The organism is Faecalicatena sp. (assembly GCF_058819085.1).
The window spans coordinates 1-17,619 of the sequence record NZ_JBZUUL010000046.1 but is presented as its reverse complement, the minus strand read 5'-3'; the positions used below and the strand labels follow the sequence as shown (position 1 = coordinate 17,619).

The window sequence follows — 17,619 nt, the reverse complement described above, 5'->3', positions numbered from 1 at the left end:
ATAACAGATCATAAAAATAGTTGTTTATGGAGGAACCGGGGGTATCCCGGTTCCTTTTTTACTTAAAATCTGCTATAATATTGATGGTTTATGTGAAACTACAAGGATCACGAAAGGAAGATTCGAGGAGGAATGATATGCTTCAGGGAATAGAAACTGTCTTTGATAATAAGGAAAAGATGATTGGACATCTGAAAAAGAAAAGCTACGAAAGCAACACAAAGATGTTTATTGAAAAGAACGGACATTTTTTTCGGGAAATGGCAGATTATGTAGGACAGGCCGGGGATAAAGAAGCGGCAGCCGAAGAGATCGGGAAATGTCTGGCAGAGGCTGTGAAAACCCGTTTTTCTAATAAAAAGGGAGTTGTTGAGGCGCGTACCCAGGTGGATCTGAACTTTTTCATGATCTACTATGTTTTTCCGACGATTCTCGGGATGGAGTCAGAGGATTCTAAGATGATTGCGGAGGGAGTCCGTAAAGTTTGGAAAAAGAGCTTTAAAGAGGGGGATATCCAATACACCGATTATGATACGCTGTATGGAGCATTCCGAGAAAAAATATTTGGGATATTTTGATGAATTCAGGACCGGTGTGATAAAAAGCGCCGGTTTTTGTGTATGCTCTTTCAGTATACTTTTTACCTGTGGTATCCCTTGAGAATATCTGTAAGAGCGAGTATAATAGGACATATATTTATATTGCCAAAATTCTTCAGGAAAAAGAGGAATCGGTATGGATAATAAGAATGACGGACAGAGAAAGGTTATGAAGCGGCATGGGATACTCCTGCTTTTGGGGAGTCTTATTTTGACTGGGATCATGGTGGCTGTCATGCTCAGGATGTATCAGAGCAGGAATGCACAGATATTCAATTCCCTTGTAGAGGAGAATCTGACTTCGATCCATAAAGGCCAGGTAGTTCAGATCGATGATTCTATCCGTGAGGTTCAGATATTAGTGAAGTCGGTCGCGCAGATCTATGAGAAGTCAGATATGGCAGAACATGAGCTGAACAGGTTATATCAGAATGCAGTTGAGAAACTGGACATTTTGTCTGATATGGAATATTTTCCTTCGGATATATTAGAAGAGAGTCTGTCAATGGATGAGACCGGAAAGACGGATGCGGAAGTGCTTAAAAGGCTTCTAGACGGTGAGAGTGTTATTTCAGAGGTGTTTGCTTCAAAGTACTTGGATGGAGAGTATGCGATCAGTGTGATGGAGCCGGTCAGAAAAGATGGAAGGATGGAAGGTGTTGTCTGTGGTTTTATTAAGGCTGAGGTCTTGATGGAGGTTACAGCCCGCCAGGACTATGAATGGACCTCGAATTTTCTGATCAAGAACGATGGAAGCCTGATCCTGGATGAAGCTATGTATTATGACGGCAAAGAAAATCTTTTTCATGAGCTGGAAGAGATGGGAGTATCAAAGAACAAGACAGAAGAGGTCCGTGCCGGGCTGAGTGCTGGGAAGACAACATTAGTGTCTATAGAGAGTCCGCTTGAAGGCCAGTTCTTCATCATGACAACGGATCTTCAGTATAATGGATGGGTTCTTTTATCTATGACCCATTCTAATGAGGTGAAAGGGTATTCTACTTCGATCATGAAGAATACCAGACTGCTGATCACCTCACTTTTGGTGTTTTTGGCGGTACTGCTTGGCGGTGCTGTATGGATTTACGTCCAGTTGAGGGATCGGCTTCTGCGTGATCAGGTACGGTATGAACTGCTTGCACAGTTTTCAGATACGATCCTGTTTGAATATGACTGTGAAACTAAGGCCCTGGCTTTTACGCCTAATATTATAGATCATTTTGATGTGAGGCCGGAGGATATCAGATATCCCTTCAGCCAGGAACAGGAATTCAGCCTTTTGCATCCTGATGATGTCGGGATCATGCGTGAGATGCTGAAAAGTATGCAGGAGGATTCCAGGGATCAGACGGAGGCGGAGATGAGATTCCTCAATAAAGAAGGGGAATACCGCTGGATGCACTGCCAGGCACAGCTTTTGAAGGACAGAAGGGGAAGGGCTGTCATGGTAGTCGGTAAATTCTCGGATATTCATGACCAGCGGACGCAGGAGCAGCGCCTGATCCAAAAGTCTTCTATTGATGCTATGACCGGAGCGCTGAACAGAGAGACGGCAGAAGAACAGATCGGGGAGCGCCTGGATCATGTAGTGTCCGGTTTCTTCTACATGCTGGATGTGGATGATTTTAAATCAATCAATGACAATATGGGACATTCTGCAGGAGATGCACTCCTCTCTCAGCTGGTGAAAGAGATGAAAAAAGTATTCCGGCGCGAAGATATTATCGGCAGGATCGGGGGAGATGAGTTCATTGTCTTCATGGGAGATGTGAAGGATCGAAAGGTTGCATGCAGTAAAGCCGAATATCTCCTGAGACGGCTGGCAAAGTCAAAGACAGCATTTTCCGTCAGTGTCGGGATTTCTGCCTATCCGGCAGACGGCAGCAGCTACCAGGAATTATATAAAGTAGCGGATGCCGCCATGTATGAGGCTAAGCGGGAAGGAAAGAATAAGTATAGCATTATCAATAAGGATACGGCTGACAGCAGTAAAAAAGTTTAAAAGATACTTTTGTTGGATTCTGCTGTCTGCGTGTATCGCATGACTTTGATCCGGGATGTTATTTAAGGTATTGCTTTGGCGTAGTACCTTTGTACTTTTTAAATGTTTTTATAAAGTAACTTAAATCATTAAAACCAGAATTATATGCTACTTCTGTGATAGACTGGTCTGTGGTCATAAGTTGATAGCAGGCGCGCTCGATCCGATAGTAATTCAGATAATCAATGGGAGTACGGTGGGTCATCTCCTGGAAAAAGCGGCAGAAGTATTTGGGAGACATATTGACACTGCCTGACATTTCCTCAAGGGTAATCTGTTTATTATAGGAAGACTCCATAAATTCCAGAGCAGTCTTGAGCTGGAGAATCCGTTTGTGATTGCGCGGAGGCTGGGCAGGGGCAGGATCATAGTACTGCTGTGAGAAGACCAGACCAATCATCTGATAGAGGTTCCCCAGTACGACCAGCTGATATCCTTCCTTTTTGGAGGCGATCGCGTCGAATAAAGACCAGATGGTTTGGTGGATATCGTTATAAGATTCCGGATAGACATAGGCCGGCTCCACCTCGTGGTCGATGATCTTACGGATCAGTTTACAGCAGGCATCATTCTTATTCATCAGCATATTCATGTCAAAGACAATGCACTCATAGGTACAGCCGCAGGGAATGCCGGAATGGACGGCGCCTGCGGGGATGAGAATAGCAGAGCCCCCGGAAACCGTGTATTCCTGCTCGTCAATGGACAGCTGGAAGCTTCCCTCCAGAATTCGGATGATCTCAAATTCTACGTGCCAGTGCAGAGACATGACGTATTGTGGGTGCATGGGGGTTACATGGTGGTATTCAAAGGGGAAGTCGACAGTACCCCTCTGCCAGCTCTCCCGGTAATTGATATATTGCATAATTCTCCTTTATGTGAATATTGTTATATTTTTTACTATTATAGCACAAGTATATTTTCCGGTACAATGATAAAATAAAACCAGTGAAAGGGGAAATACAGAACCAGTGCATAGGTTCGTATTTACCATCAGGCAGTAAAGGGGATGCGAGGTCTCCTGACTGACTTTGAAAGGAGGAAGATGTGTGAGTAGTGAAAAGAAACAGGTGCTTGCATTTGACTTCGGAGCTTCCAGCGGACGTGCGATCCTGGGAACTTTAGAAGACGGGAAGATACATATGGAAGAAGTGTACCGCTTTTCCAACGACCCGGTGATCATTGGCAAGACCATGTACTGGGACACACTGAGACAATTTTTCGAGATTAAACAGGGTATTATCAAAGCAAAGCAAAAGGGCGGCTTTGACAGTATCGGAATTGATACATGGGGTGTTGATTTCGGACTTCTGGATGAGCACGGGGTGCTGCTTGAGAGTGCTGTACATTACAGAGATGACAGAACTCTGGGGATGCAGGAAGAGGTGTTCAAGGCGATCCCGAAGGATGAGGTGTATGACCTGACAGGGAATCAGTTCGAGAACTTCAATACCGTTTTCCAGCTTTACTCACTGGTACAGAAGAGACCATGGCTTCTGGAACGTGCAGACAAGCTTCTTCTGACACCGGATCTGTTTAATTATTTTCTGACCGGAGAGAAGAAAGCAGAGTATACAATGTCCACCACAACTCAGCTGATGGATGCAAGGAACAAGGTTTGGTCTGATAAGATCATGGACGCACTCAAGATCCCGAAGGATATCTTCCCGGAGATCGTACCAAGCGGTACTGTCGTGGGGACCTTAAGTGATGAGATCTGTGAAGAGCTTGGAATTAAGCCGGCTAAGGTGATTGCAGTTGCCAGCCACGACACGCAGAGTGCCGTAGTTGCAGTTCCGACACAGGAAGAGGATTTCATGTTTATCAGCTGCGGAACGTGGAGCCTGTTTGGAACCGAGCTCAAGGCGCCAATTATCGGAGAGAAGTCCTTAGAGTGCAATGTAAGTAACGAGGGTGGTTATGGAGACACGACCACACTTTTGAAGAATATCATCGGCCTGTGGCTCGCACAGGAGAGCAGAAGACAGTGGATCCGCGAAGGAGAAGAGTATTCCTTTGGTGAGCTGGAACAGATGGCGATGAAAGCAGAGCCATTCCGGAGCTTCATTGATCCGGATGCGCCGGAATTCGTGCCGGCAGGCAATATTCCGGAACGGATCAGGGAGTTCTGCCGCAGAACCGGACAGAAGGTTCCACAGACGGTAGGAGAGATCATGTGCTGTATCAATCAGAGCCTTGCGCTTAAGTATCGGTATGCACTGGAACAGATCGAATCCTGTACAGGTAAGCATTATCCGACGATCCATATGATCGGCGGCGGTATCCAGAGCAAGCTTCTCTGCCAGATGACGGCAGGGGCCAATGGACGCAAAGTAATCGCCGGTCCTGTAGAGGCGACGGCACTGGGCAACATTGCCGTACAGTTCATGTCACTCGGTGAGATCAAAGACATGAATGAAGCAAGACAGATCATTGCAGATTCAGAAAAAACATATGAGTACATTCCGCAGGATGAAGAAAAATGGAATGCCGCATATGAGAAATTTAAAACCATTATTCAAAATTAAGGAGGAAACAAATCATGGCAAAATCAAGACTTATCGGGGATTATCCAGTAATCGGTATCAGACCTACAATTGATGGACGCAGAGGTGTTTTGAAGGTTCGTGAGTCTCTGGAAGAGCAGACAATGAACATGGCTAAATCCGCTGCAAAACTGTTTGAGGAGAACTTAAAGTACACAAACGGTGAGCCGGTTAAGGTTGTGATCGCTGATACAACGATCGGACGTGTTGCAGAGGCTGCTGCCTGTGCAGATAAATTCAAAAAAGAAGGCGTTGACATCACTCTGACAGTGACACCATGCTGGTGCTACGGTGCAGAGACAATGGATATGGATCCACAGACCATCAAGGCTGTTTGGGGATTCAACGGAACTGAAAGACCAGGAGCTGTTTACCTTGCATCCGTTCTGGCTACACATGCACAGAAGGGTCTTCCGGCATTCGGCATCTACGGACATGATGTTCAGGAAGCAGACGATACATCTATCCCATGTGATGTAAAAGAAAAGTTATTAAGATTCGGACGTGCCGCAGTTGCAGCAGCAACCATGAGAGGTAAATCCTACTTACAGATCGGTTCTATCTGTATGGGAATCGGCGGATCCATCATTGATCCTGCATTTATCGAGGAGTACCTTGGCATGCGTGTAGAGTCTGTTGATGAGGTTGAGATCATCCGCCGTATGACAGAAGGCATCTACGATGAAGAAGAATACAAGAAAGCTCTTGCATGGACAAAAGAGAAGTGCAAAGAAGGATTTGATAAGAACCCGGAGGAACTGCAGAAATCACGTGAACACAAAGATTCTGACTGGGAATTTGTAGTAAAGATGATGTGCATCATCAAAGACCTGATGAACGGAAATCCAAACCTCCCGGACGGAGCAGAGGAAGAAAAAGTTGGACACAACGCTCTTGCAGCCGGATTCCAGGGACAGAGACAGTGGACAGATTTCTATCCGAACTGTGATTTCCCGGAGGCTATGCTGAACTCTTCCTTCGACTGGAACGGAGCAAGAGAGCCATACGTTCTGGCAACAGAGAATGATGTTCTCAACGGACTGGGAATGATGTTCTGTAAACTGCTTACAAACTCAGCACAGATCTTCGCTGATGTTCGTACATACTGGAGCCCGGAGGCTGTTAAGAGAGCTGCAAACGGCTACGAATTAGAAGGACATGCAAAGGAAGCAGGCGGATTCATCCACCTGATCAACTCCGGAGCAGCCTGCCTGGATGCTAACGGACAGTCAAAAGATGCAGATGGAAACGGATGCATGAAGCCTTGGTATGATGTAACAGAAGCAGACCAGGAAGCAATGATGAATGCTACAACATGGAACTACGCTGACCTTGGATACTTTAGAGGCGGTGGATTCTCATCCAGATTTGTGACACAAGCAGAGATGCCTGTAACGATGATCCGTCTGAACCTTGTGAAGAACTTAGGACCAATGCTTCAGATCGCAGAAGGCTGGACCGTAAATCTTCCGGACGAAGTAACAGATGTTCTTTGGAAGAGAACAGACTATACATGGCCATGTACATGGTTTGCACCAAGAGTAACAGGAGAAGGTGCTTTCAAGACTGCTTATGATGTTATGAACAACTGGGGAGCTAACCACGGAGCAATCAGCTACGGACACATCGGAGCTGACCTGATCACAATGTGCTCTATGTTAAGAATCCCGGTAGCTATGCACAATGTTCCGGAAGAGAAGATCTTCAGACCGGCATCATGGAATGCATTTGGACAGGACAAAGAGGGACAGGATTTCAGAGCCTGCCAGGCTTATGGCCCACTGTACAAAGGCATGAGATAATTACGCTATCCACTAAATTTATAATACCTACCAAAATGCAGAGAGTGCCTATTCCTATAGGCGCTCTTTGCGTTAAGACATCATGAGGATGCATGTGCAGGCTTCACAGCAGCCTCTATAATAATGAAATAGAGACCAGGCGGAAACAGTCTGGGAGAAAACAGGAGGACAATCAAATGTTAAAAGGAATTCCACAGATCTTATCACCAGAATTATTAAAAGTATTATGTGAAATGGGACACAGCGACCGTCTTGTCATCTCTGACGGAAACTTCCCGGCAGAATCCATGGGAAAAGACGCCATCGTAATCCGCTGCGATGGACATGGCGTACCGGAGATCCTGGATGCGATCCTTCAGGTATTCCCTCTCGATACATATGTAGAGAAGCCAGTGAACCTGATGCAGGTAATGGACGGAGACGATGTAGAGACTCCGATCTGGGACACATACAAAGAGATCATTGCAAAGCATGATGAAAGAGGAGCAGACGTGGTTGGAAATATCGAGCGTTTCGCATTCTATGAGGAAGCAAAAACAGCTTATGCGATCATTGCAACAAGCGAAAAAGCACTTTACGCAAACATCATGCTCCAAAAAGGAGTCGTTGTAGAGTAGGGGGGCGCTTCCGCATAACGCAGCCCGGCTCTGCTCGGGGGGGATCTGTGTATGCTTTTCGGATGTCGGGCCACTTGTTAAGAGACAGTAAACGAAAAAGCGGGAAAAACAGAGGCACCGGCCTATATGCTGAGAAATCTTGATGATTTCTCAGCAAGCAGGCCGCAGAATTACGCCGTTGTACGGCGAATTCTGACCTCTGTTTTTTCCGCTTTTTCGTTAACTGTCTCTAAACGCGTTCTAAGACATCTGAAAAGCCATACACAGATCCCCCCAGAGCAGAGCCGGGCTACATTCTGCGTCGCTGGGCGCATCAGGGGGGAAGGCAGGAGTTTCACATAGTTAAGGATATCGATAACACACACCTTGATTGTCTGCCTGCAAAGTTGTAAGATGACATAACGAAATTCCTGCATCATATTTGTATATGATTTACATGCTGTATTTTAATTCTTCTTCCAGAATATTTTTCAGTACAGTGTATTCAGAGGGCTGTTTATCCTTTGCAATCCACATATGAATTGATGTAGACTGCAACTCTTCAATAACAAAAGTTCTAATATCCTGTCTGCCGCATAGAACATTTTTAGGCAACAAAGAAATACCTCCACCGTTAGAAACCAAATTAAGGATTGCTTCTACAGTGTCTAGTTCTATTATTTCTGGCAAAACGGATTGATGTAAATACCACCAATTCAGAAGAACTTTTCTGTATGGGCAAGATTCAATATCGTTAGTTATAATAGGGGATCTTATTACTTCATCCAGGTATTGACATGAGGCGGGGGCAATAAGTAATAAACTTTCTGGATATTGAAAAATTTGTTTTCCCTGTATAAAATCTTCTGAACTATTAGTTATAATACAATCTAGTTGTCCATTCCCTAATTGTGAGCTTAAAATATTTTGATTAAGTGTATGAACTGATATAGATACATTTGGAAATTTATTTTTATATTTCATTAAACATTGAGGCAGGAGATAACCTGCTACTGTTTGTGTAGCGCCGATTTTTAAAGAGTCTGCGCTGTTTTTAAAGGAAAGGGAAGTTCCGTCTAATAAAGAGATTATCTTTTCTGCCTGAAATAATAATCTCTCCCCGTCATGAGTCAGTGCTACTCCTTTATTGTTACGCATAAAAAGAGTTGTGTTTAATTCGGCTTCAAGTTTTTTGATATGAGCAGTAATATTTGATTGTACATATCCCATATTCTCAGCAGCTTTGGTAATAGATTTTGCGTAGGCAACTTCTTTAAATATCCTTAATTCCAAACTTTCCACAATCAACACCTCCATCATTTAAAATGATAGCAATTATCATCAACAACTATTATACACTCATAAAGAGAGAATGTATAATTATATTGGAAACAAAACTTAAACTGTTTCGGAAAGAGGGAGTGACAAATGATTGCAATGCAATATAAAATTCTATTGCCAGAAAATTATGATATGAATAATATCAGAAAAAGAGTTGCTGCTAATGGGCACAAAACAGATGGCTTTCAGGATTTATTATTTAAGGCTTATCTTATAACTGAAAGTAAGAGTGAGGGGGAAGGTAACCACAATCAGTATTCACCTTTATATTTGTGGAAAGATAGTGCTGGTATGAATAAGTTTATTTTTAATGGTTTTTACGACAATATACTAAATTCATTTGGATGGCAAAATATAAAGACAGGTATCCCTTTGATATATACGTTAGAAAGTAATTTTATACGATCTAAATATGTTATTGAAATTGAGAAAGAAATATTACCTGCAACACATATGAAATCTCTCGATTTTTCTTTCATATTTAGTGATTGCACTGGCAGAGTGTTGATCTATAATCCCGATAAATGGAAATATTCTGAATATTACTTCTTTGCAAATAGACCCGCCAGCGGTCACATTGGAATACTTTATGACATACTGCATTTATCAGTGTGATTCTTAGCAAGCGGCCAGCATCCGAAAAAGCTCCCTGTCCTCTGCACCCTCAAGTCTCCCGGCTGGCGTCCCTTTTTCTTTATAAATCCAAGTATGTTCATTCCCCAAAATGCCGCTTGAATCAGAAGGTGGTTGATGCTACAATTGGATAATATAGGGATGACTTTTCGTTTACTTTCGAAGGATGGAGAAGAGGGTTAGTTATGACAATTACAGAGATTGCGAAGATGGCGGGGGTTTCGGTCTCTGCAGTTTCGAGATATTTGAATGACGGGTATATTAGTGAGGATAAGAGGAAACGGATCAAGGCGGTGATCGATAAAACGGGGTACCAGCCTTCTAAACAGGCTCAGATTCTGCGGACAAAGAAGTCCAAGGTGATCGGGGTGATCCTTCCTAAGATCAGTTCGGAGTCGATCGCCCGGGTGGCGGATGGGATCAGCTCGGTGTTATCTAAGGAAGGGTATCAGATGCTGCTGGTGAGTACGGAGAATGATCCGAAGAAGGAGATAGAATACCTGAATCTTCTGCAGAATAATCCGGTGGATGGGATCTTATTTTCCGCGTCTGTTTATGATAAGGCACATCAGGATGCGCTTAAGAAGATGGAGATCCCGGTGGTGGTAATCAGCCAGAAGTTTGACAGCTTTGCGTGTGTATATCATGATGATTATGGGGCTGCTAAGGCAATGACGGAGCTGCTTTTAAAGAGCGGGAAACAGCACATCGGGCATATTGCGGTGACACAGAGTGATGAGGCAGCAGGGAAGAGCAGGACACAAGGCTATCGGGATGCCATGAGGGAACAGAAAAAAGCGGTGGAGCCAAAGATGGTCGTGACAGCCGGGTTTACAATGGATGCCGGCTATGACTGTATGAAAATGCTGTTAAAGCAAAATGCGGAGCTGGATGCTGTATTTTGTGCCACAGATACTCTGGCAGTAGGGGCGCTGACTTGTTTAAAAGAGGAGGGAAAACGGATTCCCGAGGATATTGCGATCGTTGGCATCGGGCATAATCGAATGTCCCGGGTCGTGACACCTAAACTGACGACGGCTCATCTTTTCTATAAGACAAGTGGGATCGAGGCGGCAAATATGCTGCTGGAGATGATCGAGGATAAGAATTGTGTTGCCCGGCAGATTCAGCTGGGGTATGAGGTAGTTGAGGCTGAAAGCGTTTAATGCCGGAACAAAAGAAACTGAATGAAACAGAAGGTTTTCATAGACAATAGTATCTATGGAAGACCTTCTGTTTTTTGCATGATGGAGATGCTGTGTTATTGATTTGTTGATTAGTAACAAAAAATGTGCTGTATTTTTGTTGCTTCTTCCTATTTACAGACAGAGAAAAAGTGATAAAATAGAAACATAAAGTGAAAACGATTTCATATATAAAACACATGTATTTAGAGCAGATCAAAAGATATATGAACAAAACAAGTGATAACGATATCATAAAGGAGGACACTATGGACTACAATTCAATTGCCAGACAGATCCTGGAGAATGTGGGTGGGAAGGAAAACCTTATTTCAGCAGCACATTGTGCAACAAGGCTGCGTCTTGTCATTGCAGACAATGACAAGTGTAACAGCAAAGGGGTAGAGAATATCGATGCAGTGAAGGGAGTGTTCTTTGCATCAGGGCAGATGCAGATCATTCTTGGAACCGGGACAGTGAATAAGGTATATGACGAATTCATCAAGATCGGGGGGATATCAGAAGCCAGCAAAGAGGATGTGAAAAGGGAGGCAGCTAAGAAAGCGAATCCGTTCCAGAGGGTCATTAAGACCATTGGCGATATTTTCGTTCCGATTATCCCGGCTATCGTTGCCAGCGGTTTTCTGATGGGGATCATGGAAGCCTTAAACTTTATGGTCAATAATGGTTTCCTGAGCATTAATACAGACGGCTCCATTTATCAGTTTGCAGTGTTGTTCAGCAATGTGGCATATGTATTCCTGCCTATCCTGATCGCGTTTAGTGCGGCAAAGGTATTCGGAGCGAATCCATTTCTTGGGGCGGTTATCGGTATGATCATGATCCATCCGAATCTGCAGAATGCCTGGACCGTTGCCACAGAAGGTGTGCAGAAGACACAGGAGGTATTCTTCGGACTTTGGAAGATCGACATGGTTGGTTATCAGGGGCATGTGATTCCTGTTATCATTGCGGTCTTTGTCTTAAGTATCATCGAGAAAAAGCTGCATAAGATCGTACCGCCGATGTTTGATCTGTTTGTGACACCGCTGGTCAGCGTTTTTGTGACCGGATATCTGACACTCGCGGCAATCGGCCCGGTGTTCGTATTTGTTGAGAATGGACTTTTGAATGGAATTCAGAAGCTTCTGACACTTCCGTTTGGAATCGGAAGCTTTATTATGGGCGGCGCGTATGCAACAACAGTTGTATCAGGAATCCATCATATGTATACCGTCATTGATATCGGACAGCTTGCTAAGTATGGACTGACCTTCTGGCTGCCTCTGGCATCAGCGGCAAATGTGGCACAGGGCGGCGCTGCACTGGCAGTTGCATTTAAGAGCAAGAACCAGAAGATGAAGTCAGTAGCTCTTCCGTCAGCGCTTAGTGCATGTATGGGAATTACGGAGCCGGCGATCTTTGGCGTGAATTTACGTCTTGTAAAACCATTTATTGCGGCATCTATCGGCGGTGCATGCGGAGCTTTATATGCATCTATCGTGAATCTGGGAGCAACAGGAACAGGGGTGACAGGTATTTTTGGAATTCTTCTGCACCTGCACAGCCCTCTGCATTATGTCATCGCCATGGCGATCGCATTCGGTGTGGCATTCGTGCTGACCGGAATACTGGGATTTAAGGAAGATACACAGGAAGTGGCATCGGTAGAGGCTGAGGAGATAGTGGAAGACGATACTGTTAAAGAGGAAAAGAATCTTTCAAATAGTGCTAAGGAGCTGATTTTTACCTGCCCGATCAACGGGAAAGTGATCCCGCTTGAAGAGGTACCGGATGAAACTTTTGCATCTGGTGTGCTGGGAGGAGGCGTCGGCGTCAGACCGGCAGAGGGAAAAGTATATGCACCGTTTGACTGTACAGTGGCAGCCGTATTTGATACAAAACATGCGATCGGACTTGAGACGAAGGATGGAGTGGAGGTGCTGATCCATGTGGGAATTGATACAGTCACTCTCAATGGGGAACCCTTCAACGTTCATGTAGAGACGGGAGATGCCGTGGAAGAGGGACAGCTGCTTGCTGAATTTGATATGGAGCAGATCAAGGCAGCAGGACTTGAGACGGTCAGCCCGATTATTATCACGAATCCAGGACAGTATCAGGAAGTCCAGATCAAACAGAGATAATTGGAGAGCGTGCGAAGCGAAGCGGGCGGATGTATTGTATCATGCAGAGCATGATGCGTACTTCACTGCAAATAAGCTGAGCCATATTTGAGACAGGGGAATCTATAATTGGGAAACGAGGATGGAATGGATGACAGAGATGAATTGGAATGATAAATGGAGGCTGGGGCTACATTTAATGCCGCCACGGGGGTGGCTGAATGATCCGAACGGGCTGTGTCAGTTTCGGGGCGTGTATCATGTGTTTTTCCAGTATACGCCGGATGACCCGAATGGCGGAACGAAATATTGGGGGCACTATACCAGCCCGGACCTCATCAACTGGAAATTTGAGGGGATTGCACTTTCTCCCAAGGAGGCATTTGAAAGTCATGGTGTGTACTCGGGATCGGCTCTTGTCAAGGACGGGAAGATGAACCTTTACTATACGGGGAATGTAAAATTGACCGGAGATTATGATTATATTTACGAGGGCCGTCAGGGAAACACAATTTTAGTCAGCAGTGAGGATGGAATTACATTCGGGGAAAAAGAATGCCTGATGACCAATTCGGATTATCCGTCTCATCTGTCCTGCCATATCAGGGACCCAAAGGTGGTGACAGGAGAGAGCATAGGGATAGAAGATGGGAACTGTTACATGTTCCTGGGTGCAAGGACGAAGAATGACATCGGGGAGGTGCTTTTATATAGAAGCTCTGATCTAAAAGCATGGGAGCTGGTGAATATCCTTAAATCGGAAGAGAACTTCGGATATATGTGGGAGTGCCCGGATGCTTTTATGCTGGGGGATAAAAAAATTCTCAGTATTTCTCCTCAGGGAGTGGAGCAGAGAGGAATTGATTATCAAAACATTTATCAGGCGGGTTACTTTGAAGTGGAGGGATCTTTCGAGAGAGAGCATCGGTTGGTACATTTTAAAGAATGGGACCGCGGGTTCGATTTTTATGCGCCGCAGACTTTTCAGGATGACAAGGGAAGACGGCTCCTGATCGGATGGGTCGGGATGCCGGATGAGCCGGGGCAGAGTAATCCTACAGTGGAGCAGGGCTGGCAGAACGCCTTGACTGTTATGCGGGAGGTGTTTTTGAAAGACGGAAAGGTGATGCAGTATCCTGCCGCAGAACTGGAAAATCTGCGCGGCGTCAGACATACACTGGAAAAGGGGAAGTCTTCTGTGAGAAGACAGATGTATGATGCGGAAATTGAGGTCTTAAGTGAGGATGTCAAAATCGTGATCAGTGATGGGATCACACTTGCATATCAGAAAGCTGACAGGTTGTTTACCCTTGCGTTTGACGAGGAAATGGACCTCGGATATGGAAGACGAAAACGAAGCGTATACCTGGAATCCTGCCGGCACATCAGGATACTGGCGGATACTTCCTGTCTGGAAATCTATCTAAATGGCGGAGAAGAAGTGTTTACTACACGTTTTTATACAGAGGACGGGATGAGTGATTTTTGCGTGAAACAGGGAGAAGCGGAAGTGGTCTATTGGGAATTGGAAGGTTTTCACGTTGATTATCAAGAGGAAATCATGTAAAGAGAAGCATTGAAACGAGTCTGTCAGCACAGCCCGTTAGAGCGTCTATGGCTGCATTTTTTCAATAAATTTGTAAAAAGCTATAGCTTCCTGCATACTTGCATTTTTGCAGCATATATTGTAAAGTAGTAGGAACGTAAACTTTGGACAAGGATAATACGATTCACAGCCGGAGAGAAATTGAGGACCCGATTTCCGGCTGGTTCTGTGCATGCTGAGACGGTGGCTGTGAATGGTGACACAAGGGTGGTTAGATGGATTTCAATGTTTTTAATAAGGAAAAATTAAAGATATGGCTGGAGATCGTGCTGGCTGTGGTGCTGGTAGCTGCGGTAGGAATTGCAGGAAATAAAGGTGCATTTGATAGGAAGAACATGAAGGCCGATACGGTGAATGCAGCAGATAAAGAGGCGGTTCCAAAAGCTGCAGCAGATAAAGAGGCACTTAAAAAAGCTGCAGCAGAGAACGAAGCGGCACAGTCAGAGGACACTTCGGAAAAGGAGAAGCCAGAGAAAGCGGATCAGCCAGAAGGAGATGGTGCCGAGGAAGTGATTGCCAAGGGCCAGTACCCGATCATGGGGAAAAGTTCTGTGACGGTGGACCAGATGGTGGAGTATTTTAAGTCCAGCGGAGAAAAATATCCGGCTGACGCCCTTAGCAAAGGCGGAGCAGACAGTATTGAGACATTCTGCCAGATGTATTATGACGAAGCTGTGGCGGAAGGAGTACGGCCGGAGGTGGCATTTGTTCAGACCATGAAGGAAACCGGTTGGCTGCAGTATGGAGGAGATTCTTCCATAGAACAGTTTAACTTTGCGGGGCTTGGAACAACCGGGGGCGGTGTGGCAGGGAATTCTTACCCGGATGTGCGCACCGGGATTCGTGCGCAGATCCAGCATCTGAAGGCATATGCAACAGCGGATGCGCTGGAGCAGGCCTGTGTAGATGAGCGGTATGAATATGTGACCAAAGGCTGCGCACCCTATGTAGAATGGCTGGGGCAGCAGGAAAACCCGGAGGGATATGGCTGGGCAACGGCTGATAATTACGGATATTCTATCGTGGATATGATAGCAAATTTAAAGAAAATGAAATAAAAGAAGTATAGAAAACACCTGCCGGGAGGTATGGTCGCTTATGAGATGCGTCTTCCTTCCGGCAGGTGTTTTAATGCTATTTATCAGATTATTTCAATTCCTCAATTAACTGCTTTATTGTAGATGGATCCTCTTCCAGGAGCTCGGCAATCTGGGGAATCGTATAACCTTTTTGAAGTTTCTTCTGGATCAGTATTTTGAGACGATGAGTATCTCCGGACTGGAATCCATCCTCTAATCCATCTTTGAATCCATCCTCATACCCTTCTTTTCGAACTGTCTGCATATGAAGTTTTTCATCGTAATCTGTCAAGATCATATCAATCACCTCACTTCGGTTCTTCCTAAGAATATCAGCCAGGATCCCTTCCTCAATGCATTCATCCACAGCCCGGTTTACAGCATCTTCCAATGGATACTTCCTATCCAGAAAACCGCGGATCCGTGCGATAAAACATGCATATTCATTCAGCTTTTGACATCGTCTCATTAAAATTTTATTATGTCCAAGATTAATATTCAGCATTCTTGCACGGCATTCCAGAGCTGGCAGAAATCCATCAGGAAGATCGTGAAAAGCATCGGAAAGCCGGTACTTCATTTCATCGGGAGCATCGTCAATCCCGTTATAAAAAATAAGATAAACAGGTGCCGGAAGCGAGATGCATTTCATAAGCAGATATACCTCACGGCAGGTGTTTTTGATACTATTTATCAGATTGTTTTAATTCCTCAATTAACTGATCTATTGTAGACGGATCCTCTTCCAGGAGGTCAGCAATCTGGGGAACTGTATAGCCTTTTTGAAGTTTTTTCTGGATTTGTATTTTAAGGCGATGGGCATCTCCAGATTTGAATCCATCCTCATACCCTTCTTTTCGAACTGTCTGCATATGAAGTTTTTCATCGTAATCTGTCAAGATCATATTAATCACCTCACTTCGGTTCTTCCTAAGAATATCAGCCAGGATCCCTTCTTCGATGCATTCATCCACAGCCCTGTTTACTGCGTCTTCTAATGGATACTTTCTATCCAGAAAACCACGGATCCGTGCGATAAAACATGCATATTCATTCAGCTTTTGACATCGTCCCATTAAAATCTTATTATGTCCAAGATTAATATTCAGCATTCTTGCACGGCATTCCAGAGCTGGTAGAAATCCATCCGGAAGATCATGAAAAGCATCGGAAAGCCGGTATTCCATCTCGTCAGGAGCATCATCAATTCCATTATAAAAAATAAGATAAACAGGTGCCGGGAGTGAGACCAATGTTTTACTGTAAATGTTGAGTCGGTTCGACTCAATATAAGATCTCAACACATCCGAGAAATAGAAGAGCCCCCGGAGCGGCATATTTGGATTCAGGGTACTTTGATGCTCATAGAGATTCAGGACATTGGCAATGAGAAATGAAAGGTCATTCTTCATACCCAGATAAACAGCATCATTGATCGTAGTGATGATCAGATCATCTGAATCCGTATAGTTTGTTGAATGGACTGCATTATACAATGCCAGAAGATCCTGCTTGTTATTGAAAATCAGCCGGAAGAGTTGATCCTTATACTTACGGTTGATCCGATACTTTCGACCCCAATTTTTGAACCGATATAATATATTATTTGTCATACGTTTCTTACCTTTCATTTTAACATAATCAGTCTAAGAAAAATAGCGGTTTTCACTAGATTTCATAAGAACATAGAGATATAAAAGTTGTGTCAATAGAAATTCAATCATTTATCATATAATTATAAGGTCATAAAATCACCTTTCTTTCTAAAATGTATACATTAACAAAGTATTGAATCATTGCAGATACTGCAAGATAAATTAAAAATGAAACAGAATAAAGGTACATTACCCCTAATGCACCAAGATGGCATGAACCATCAACTCGAATAAATTTATCATAGCAAAGAAAATAAAAAAACACAATCATTTATAAAAAAACTTCAGAATAACAATTATTCCGCCCTGCAAGTTCGATTGCGCGGCAGAGCCGCTCCATCTCGCTTTGGCTAAACGCCGAATGGCAATATTTATAGAAGCTGCGCTTAGTGAGCAAGCTCCCACGCGCAG

14 protein-coding genes are annotated in these 17,619 nt (G+C 44.3%); 10 read left to right on the top strand and 4 right to left on the bottom strand.

Annotated features, from left to right (window positions below; all coding sequences use genetic code 11):
* The first annotated feature begins 137 nt into the window (after positions 1-137).
* Together AC4OGX_RS20125 and AC4OGX_RS20120 are read left to right on the top strand one after the other, a co-directional pair.
* Positions 138-578 carry a hypothetical protein gene (locus AC4OGX_RS20125; protein ID WP_493332588.1) on the top strand — a complete coding sequence of 147 codons (441 nt, stop codon included), beginning with the start codon at positions 138-140 and terminating at the stop codon, positions 576-578.
* 157 nt (positions 579-735) lie between these two features.
* Positions 736-2,601: a sensor domain-containing diguanylate cyclase gene (locus tag AC4OGX_RS20120; protein WP_493332587.1), complete on the top strand. Its 1,866-nt coding sequence runs from the start codon at positions 736-738 to the stop codon at positions 2,599-2,601.
* A gap of 58 nt (positions 2,602-2,659) precedes the next feature.
* Here the strand turns inward: AC4OGX_RS20120 and AC4OGX_RS20115 are convergent, their stop codons facing one another.
* Positions 2,660-3,505, bottom strand: a complete 846-nt coding sequence (locus AC4OGX_RS20115; protein ID WP_493332586.1) for an AraC family transcriptional regulator — start codon at positions 3,503-3,505, stop codon at positions 2,660-2,662.
* A gap of 184 nt (positions 3,506-3,689) precedes the next feature.
* Between AC4OGX_RS20115 and AC4OGX_RS20110 the strand changes: the two genes are divergently transcribed.
* From AC4OGX_RS20110 to AC4OGX_RS20100, 3 genes are all read left to right on the top strand, one after another.
* Entirely contained in the window at positions 3,690-5,168 is a 1,479-nt protein-coding gene (locus AC4OGX_RS20110; protein WP_493332585.1) for a rhamnulokinase, read from the top strand.
* 14 nt (positions 5,169-5,182) lie between these two features.
* Complete coding sequence (locus tag AC4OGX_RS20105; protein WP_493332584.1) at positions 5,183-6,988, top strand: L-fucose isomerase; 1,806 nt, start codon at positions 5,183-5,185, stop codon at positions 6,986-6,988.
* A 176-nt stretch (positions 6,989-7,164) separates the two neighbouring features.
* Positions 7,165-7,605, top strand: a complete 441-nt coding sequence (locus AC4OGX_RS20100; protein WP_493332583.1) for an RbsD/FucU family protein — start codon at positions 7,165-7,167, stop codon at positions 7,603-7,605.
* Between the two features lie 432 nt (positions 7,606-8,037).
* Here the strand turns inward: AC4OGX_RS20100 and AC4OGX_RS20095 are convergent, their stop codons facing one another.
* Entirely contained in the window at positions 8,038-8,886 is an 849-nt protein-coding gene (locus tag AC4OGX_RS20095; RefSeq protein WP_493332581.1) for a LysR family transcriptional regulator, read from the bottom strand.
* 126 nt (positions 8,887-9,012) lie between these two features.
* Here AC4OGX_RS20095 and AC4OGX_RS20090 point away from each other — a divergent pair, with 126 nt between their 5' ends.
* From AC4OGX_RS20090 to AC4OGX_RS20070, 5 genes are all read left to right on the top strand, one after another.
* A complete protein-coding gene (locus AC4OGX_RS20090; RefSeq protein ID WP_493332580.1) occupies positions 9,013-9,540 on the top strand; it encodes a DUF4865 family protein in 528 nt (175 codons plus the stop codon).
* A 203-nt stretch (positions 9,541-9,743) separates the two neighbouring features.
* Positions 9,744-10,724 (top strand): LacI family DNA-binding transcriptional regulator, encoded by a 981-nt coding sequence (locus AC4OGX_RS20085; protein ID WP_493332578.1) that lies wholly within the window; start codon positions 9,744-9,746, stop codon positions 10,722-10,724.
* A 287-nt stretch (positions 10,725-11,011) separates the two neighbouring features.
* A complete protein-coding gene (locus AC4OGX_RS20080; RefSeq protein ID WP_493332576.1) occupies positions 11,012-12,889 on the top strand; it encodes a PTS sucrose transporter subunit IIABC in 1,878 nt (625 codons plus the stop codon).
* A gap of 130 nt (positions 12,890-13,019) precedes the next feature.
* The gene (locus tag AC4OGX_RS20075; RefSeq protein ID WP_493332574.1) at positions 13,020-14,435 is read left to right on the top strand and encodes a glycoside hydrolase family 32 protein; all 1,416 of its coding nucleotides are present in this window, start codon (positions 13,020-13,022) and stop codon (positions 14,433-14,435) included.
* Between the two features lie 254 nt (positions 14,436-14,689).
* Positions 14,690-15,532, top strand: a complete 843-nt coding sequence (locus AC4OGX_RS20070; RefSeq protein WP_493332573.1) for a glucosaminidase domain-containing protein — start codon at positions 14,690-14,692, stop codon at positions 15,530-15,532.
* A gap of 88 nt (positions 15,533-15,620) precedes the next feature.
* Here AC4OGX_RS20070 and AC4OGX_RS20065 read toward each other — a convergent pair whose 3' ends face one another.
* The gene (locus AC4OGX_RS20065) at positions 15,621-16,205 is read right to left on the bottom strand and encodes a hypothetical protein (protein WP_493332571.1); all 585 of its coding nucleotides are present in this window, start codon (positions 16,203-16,205) and stop codon (positions 15,621-15,623) included.
* Between the two features lie 34 nt (positions 16,206-16,239).
* The gene (locus tag AC4OGX_RS20060) at positions 16,240-17,184 is read right to left on the bottom strand and encodes a hypothetical protein (RefSeq protein WP_493332570.1); all 945 of its coding nucleotides are present in this window, start codon (positions 17,182-17,184) and stop codon (positions 16,240-16,242) included.
* Positions 17,185-17,619 lie beyond the last annotated feature (435 nt).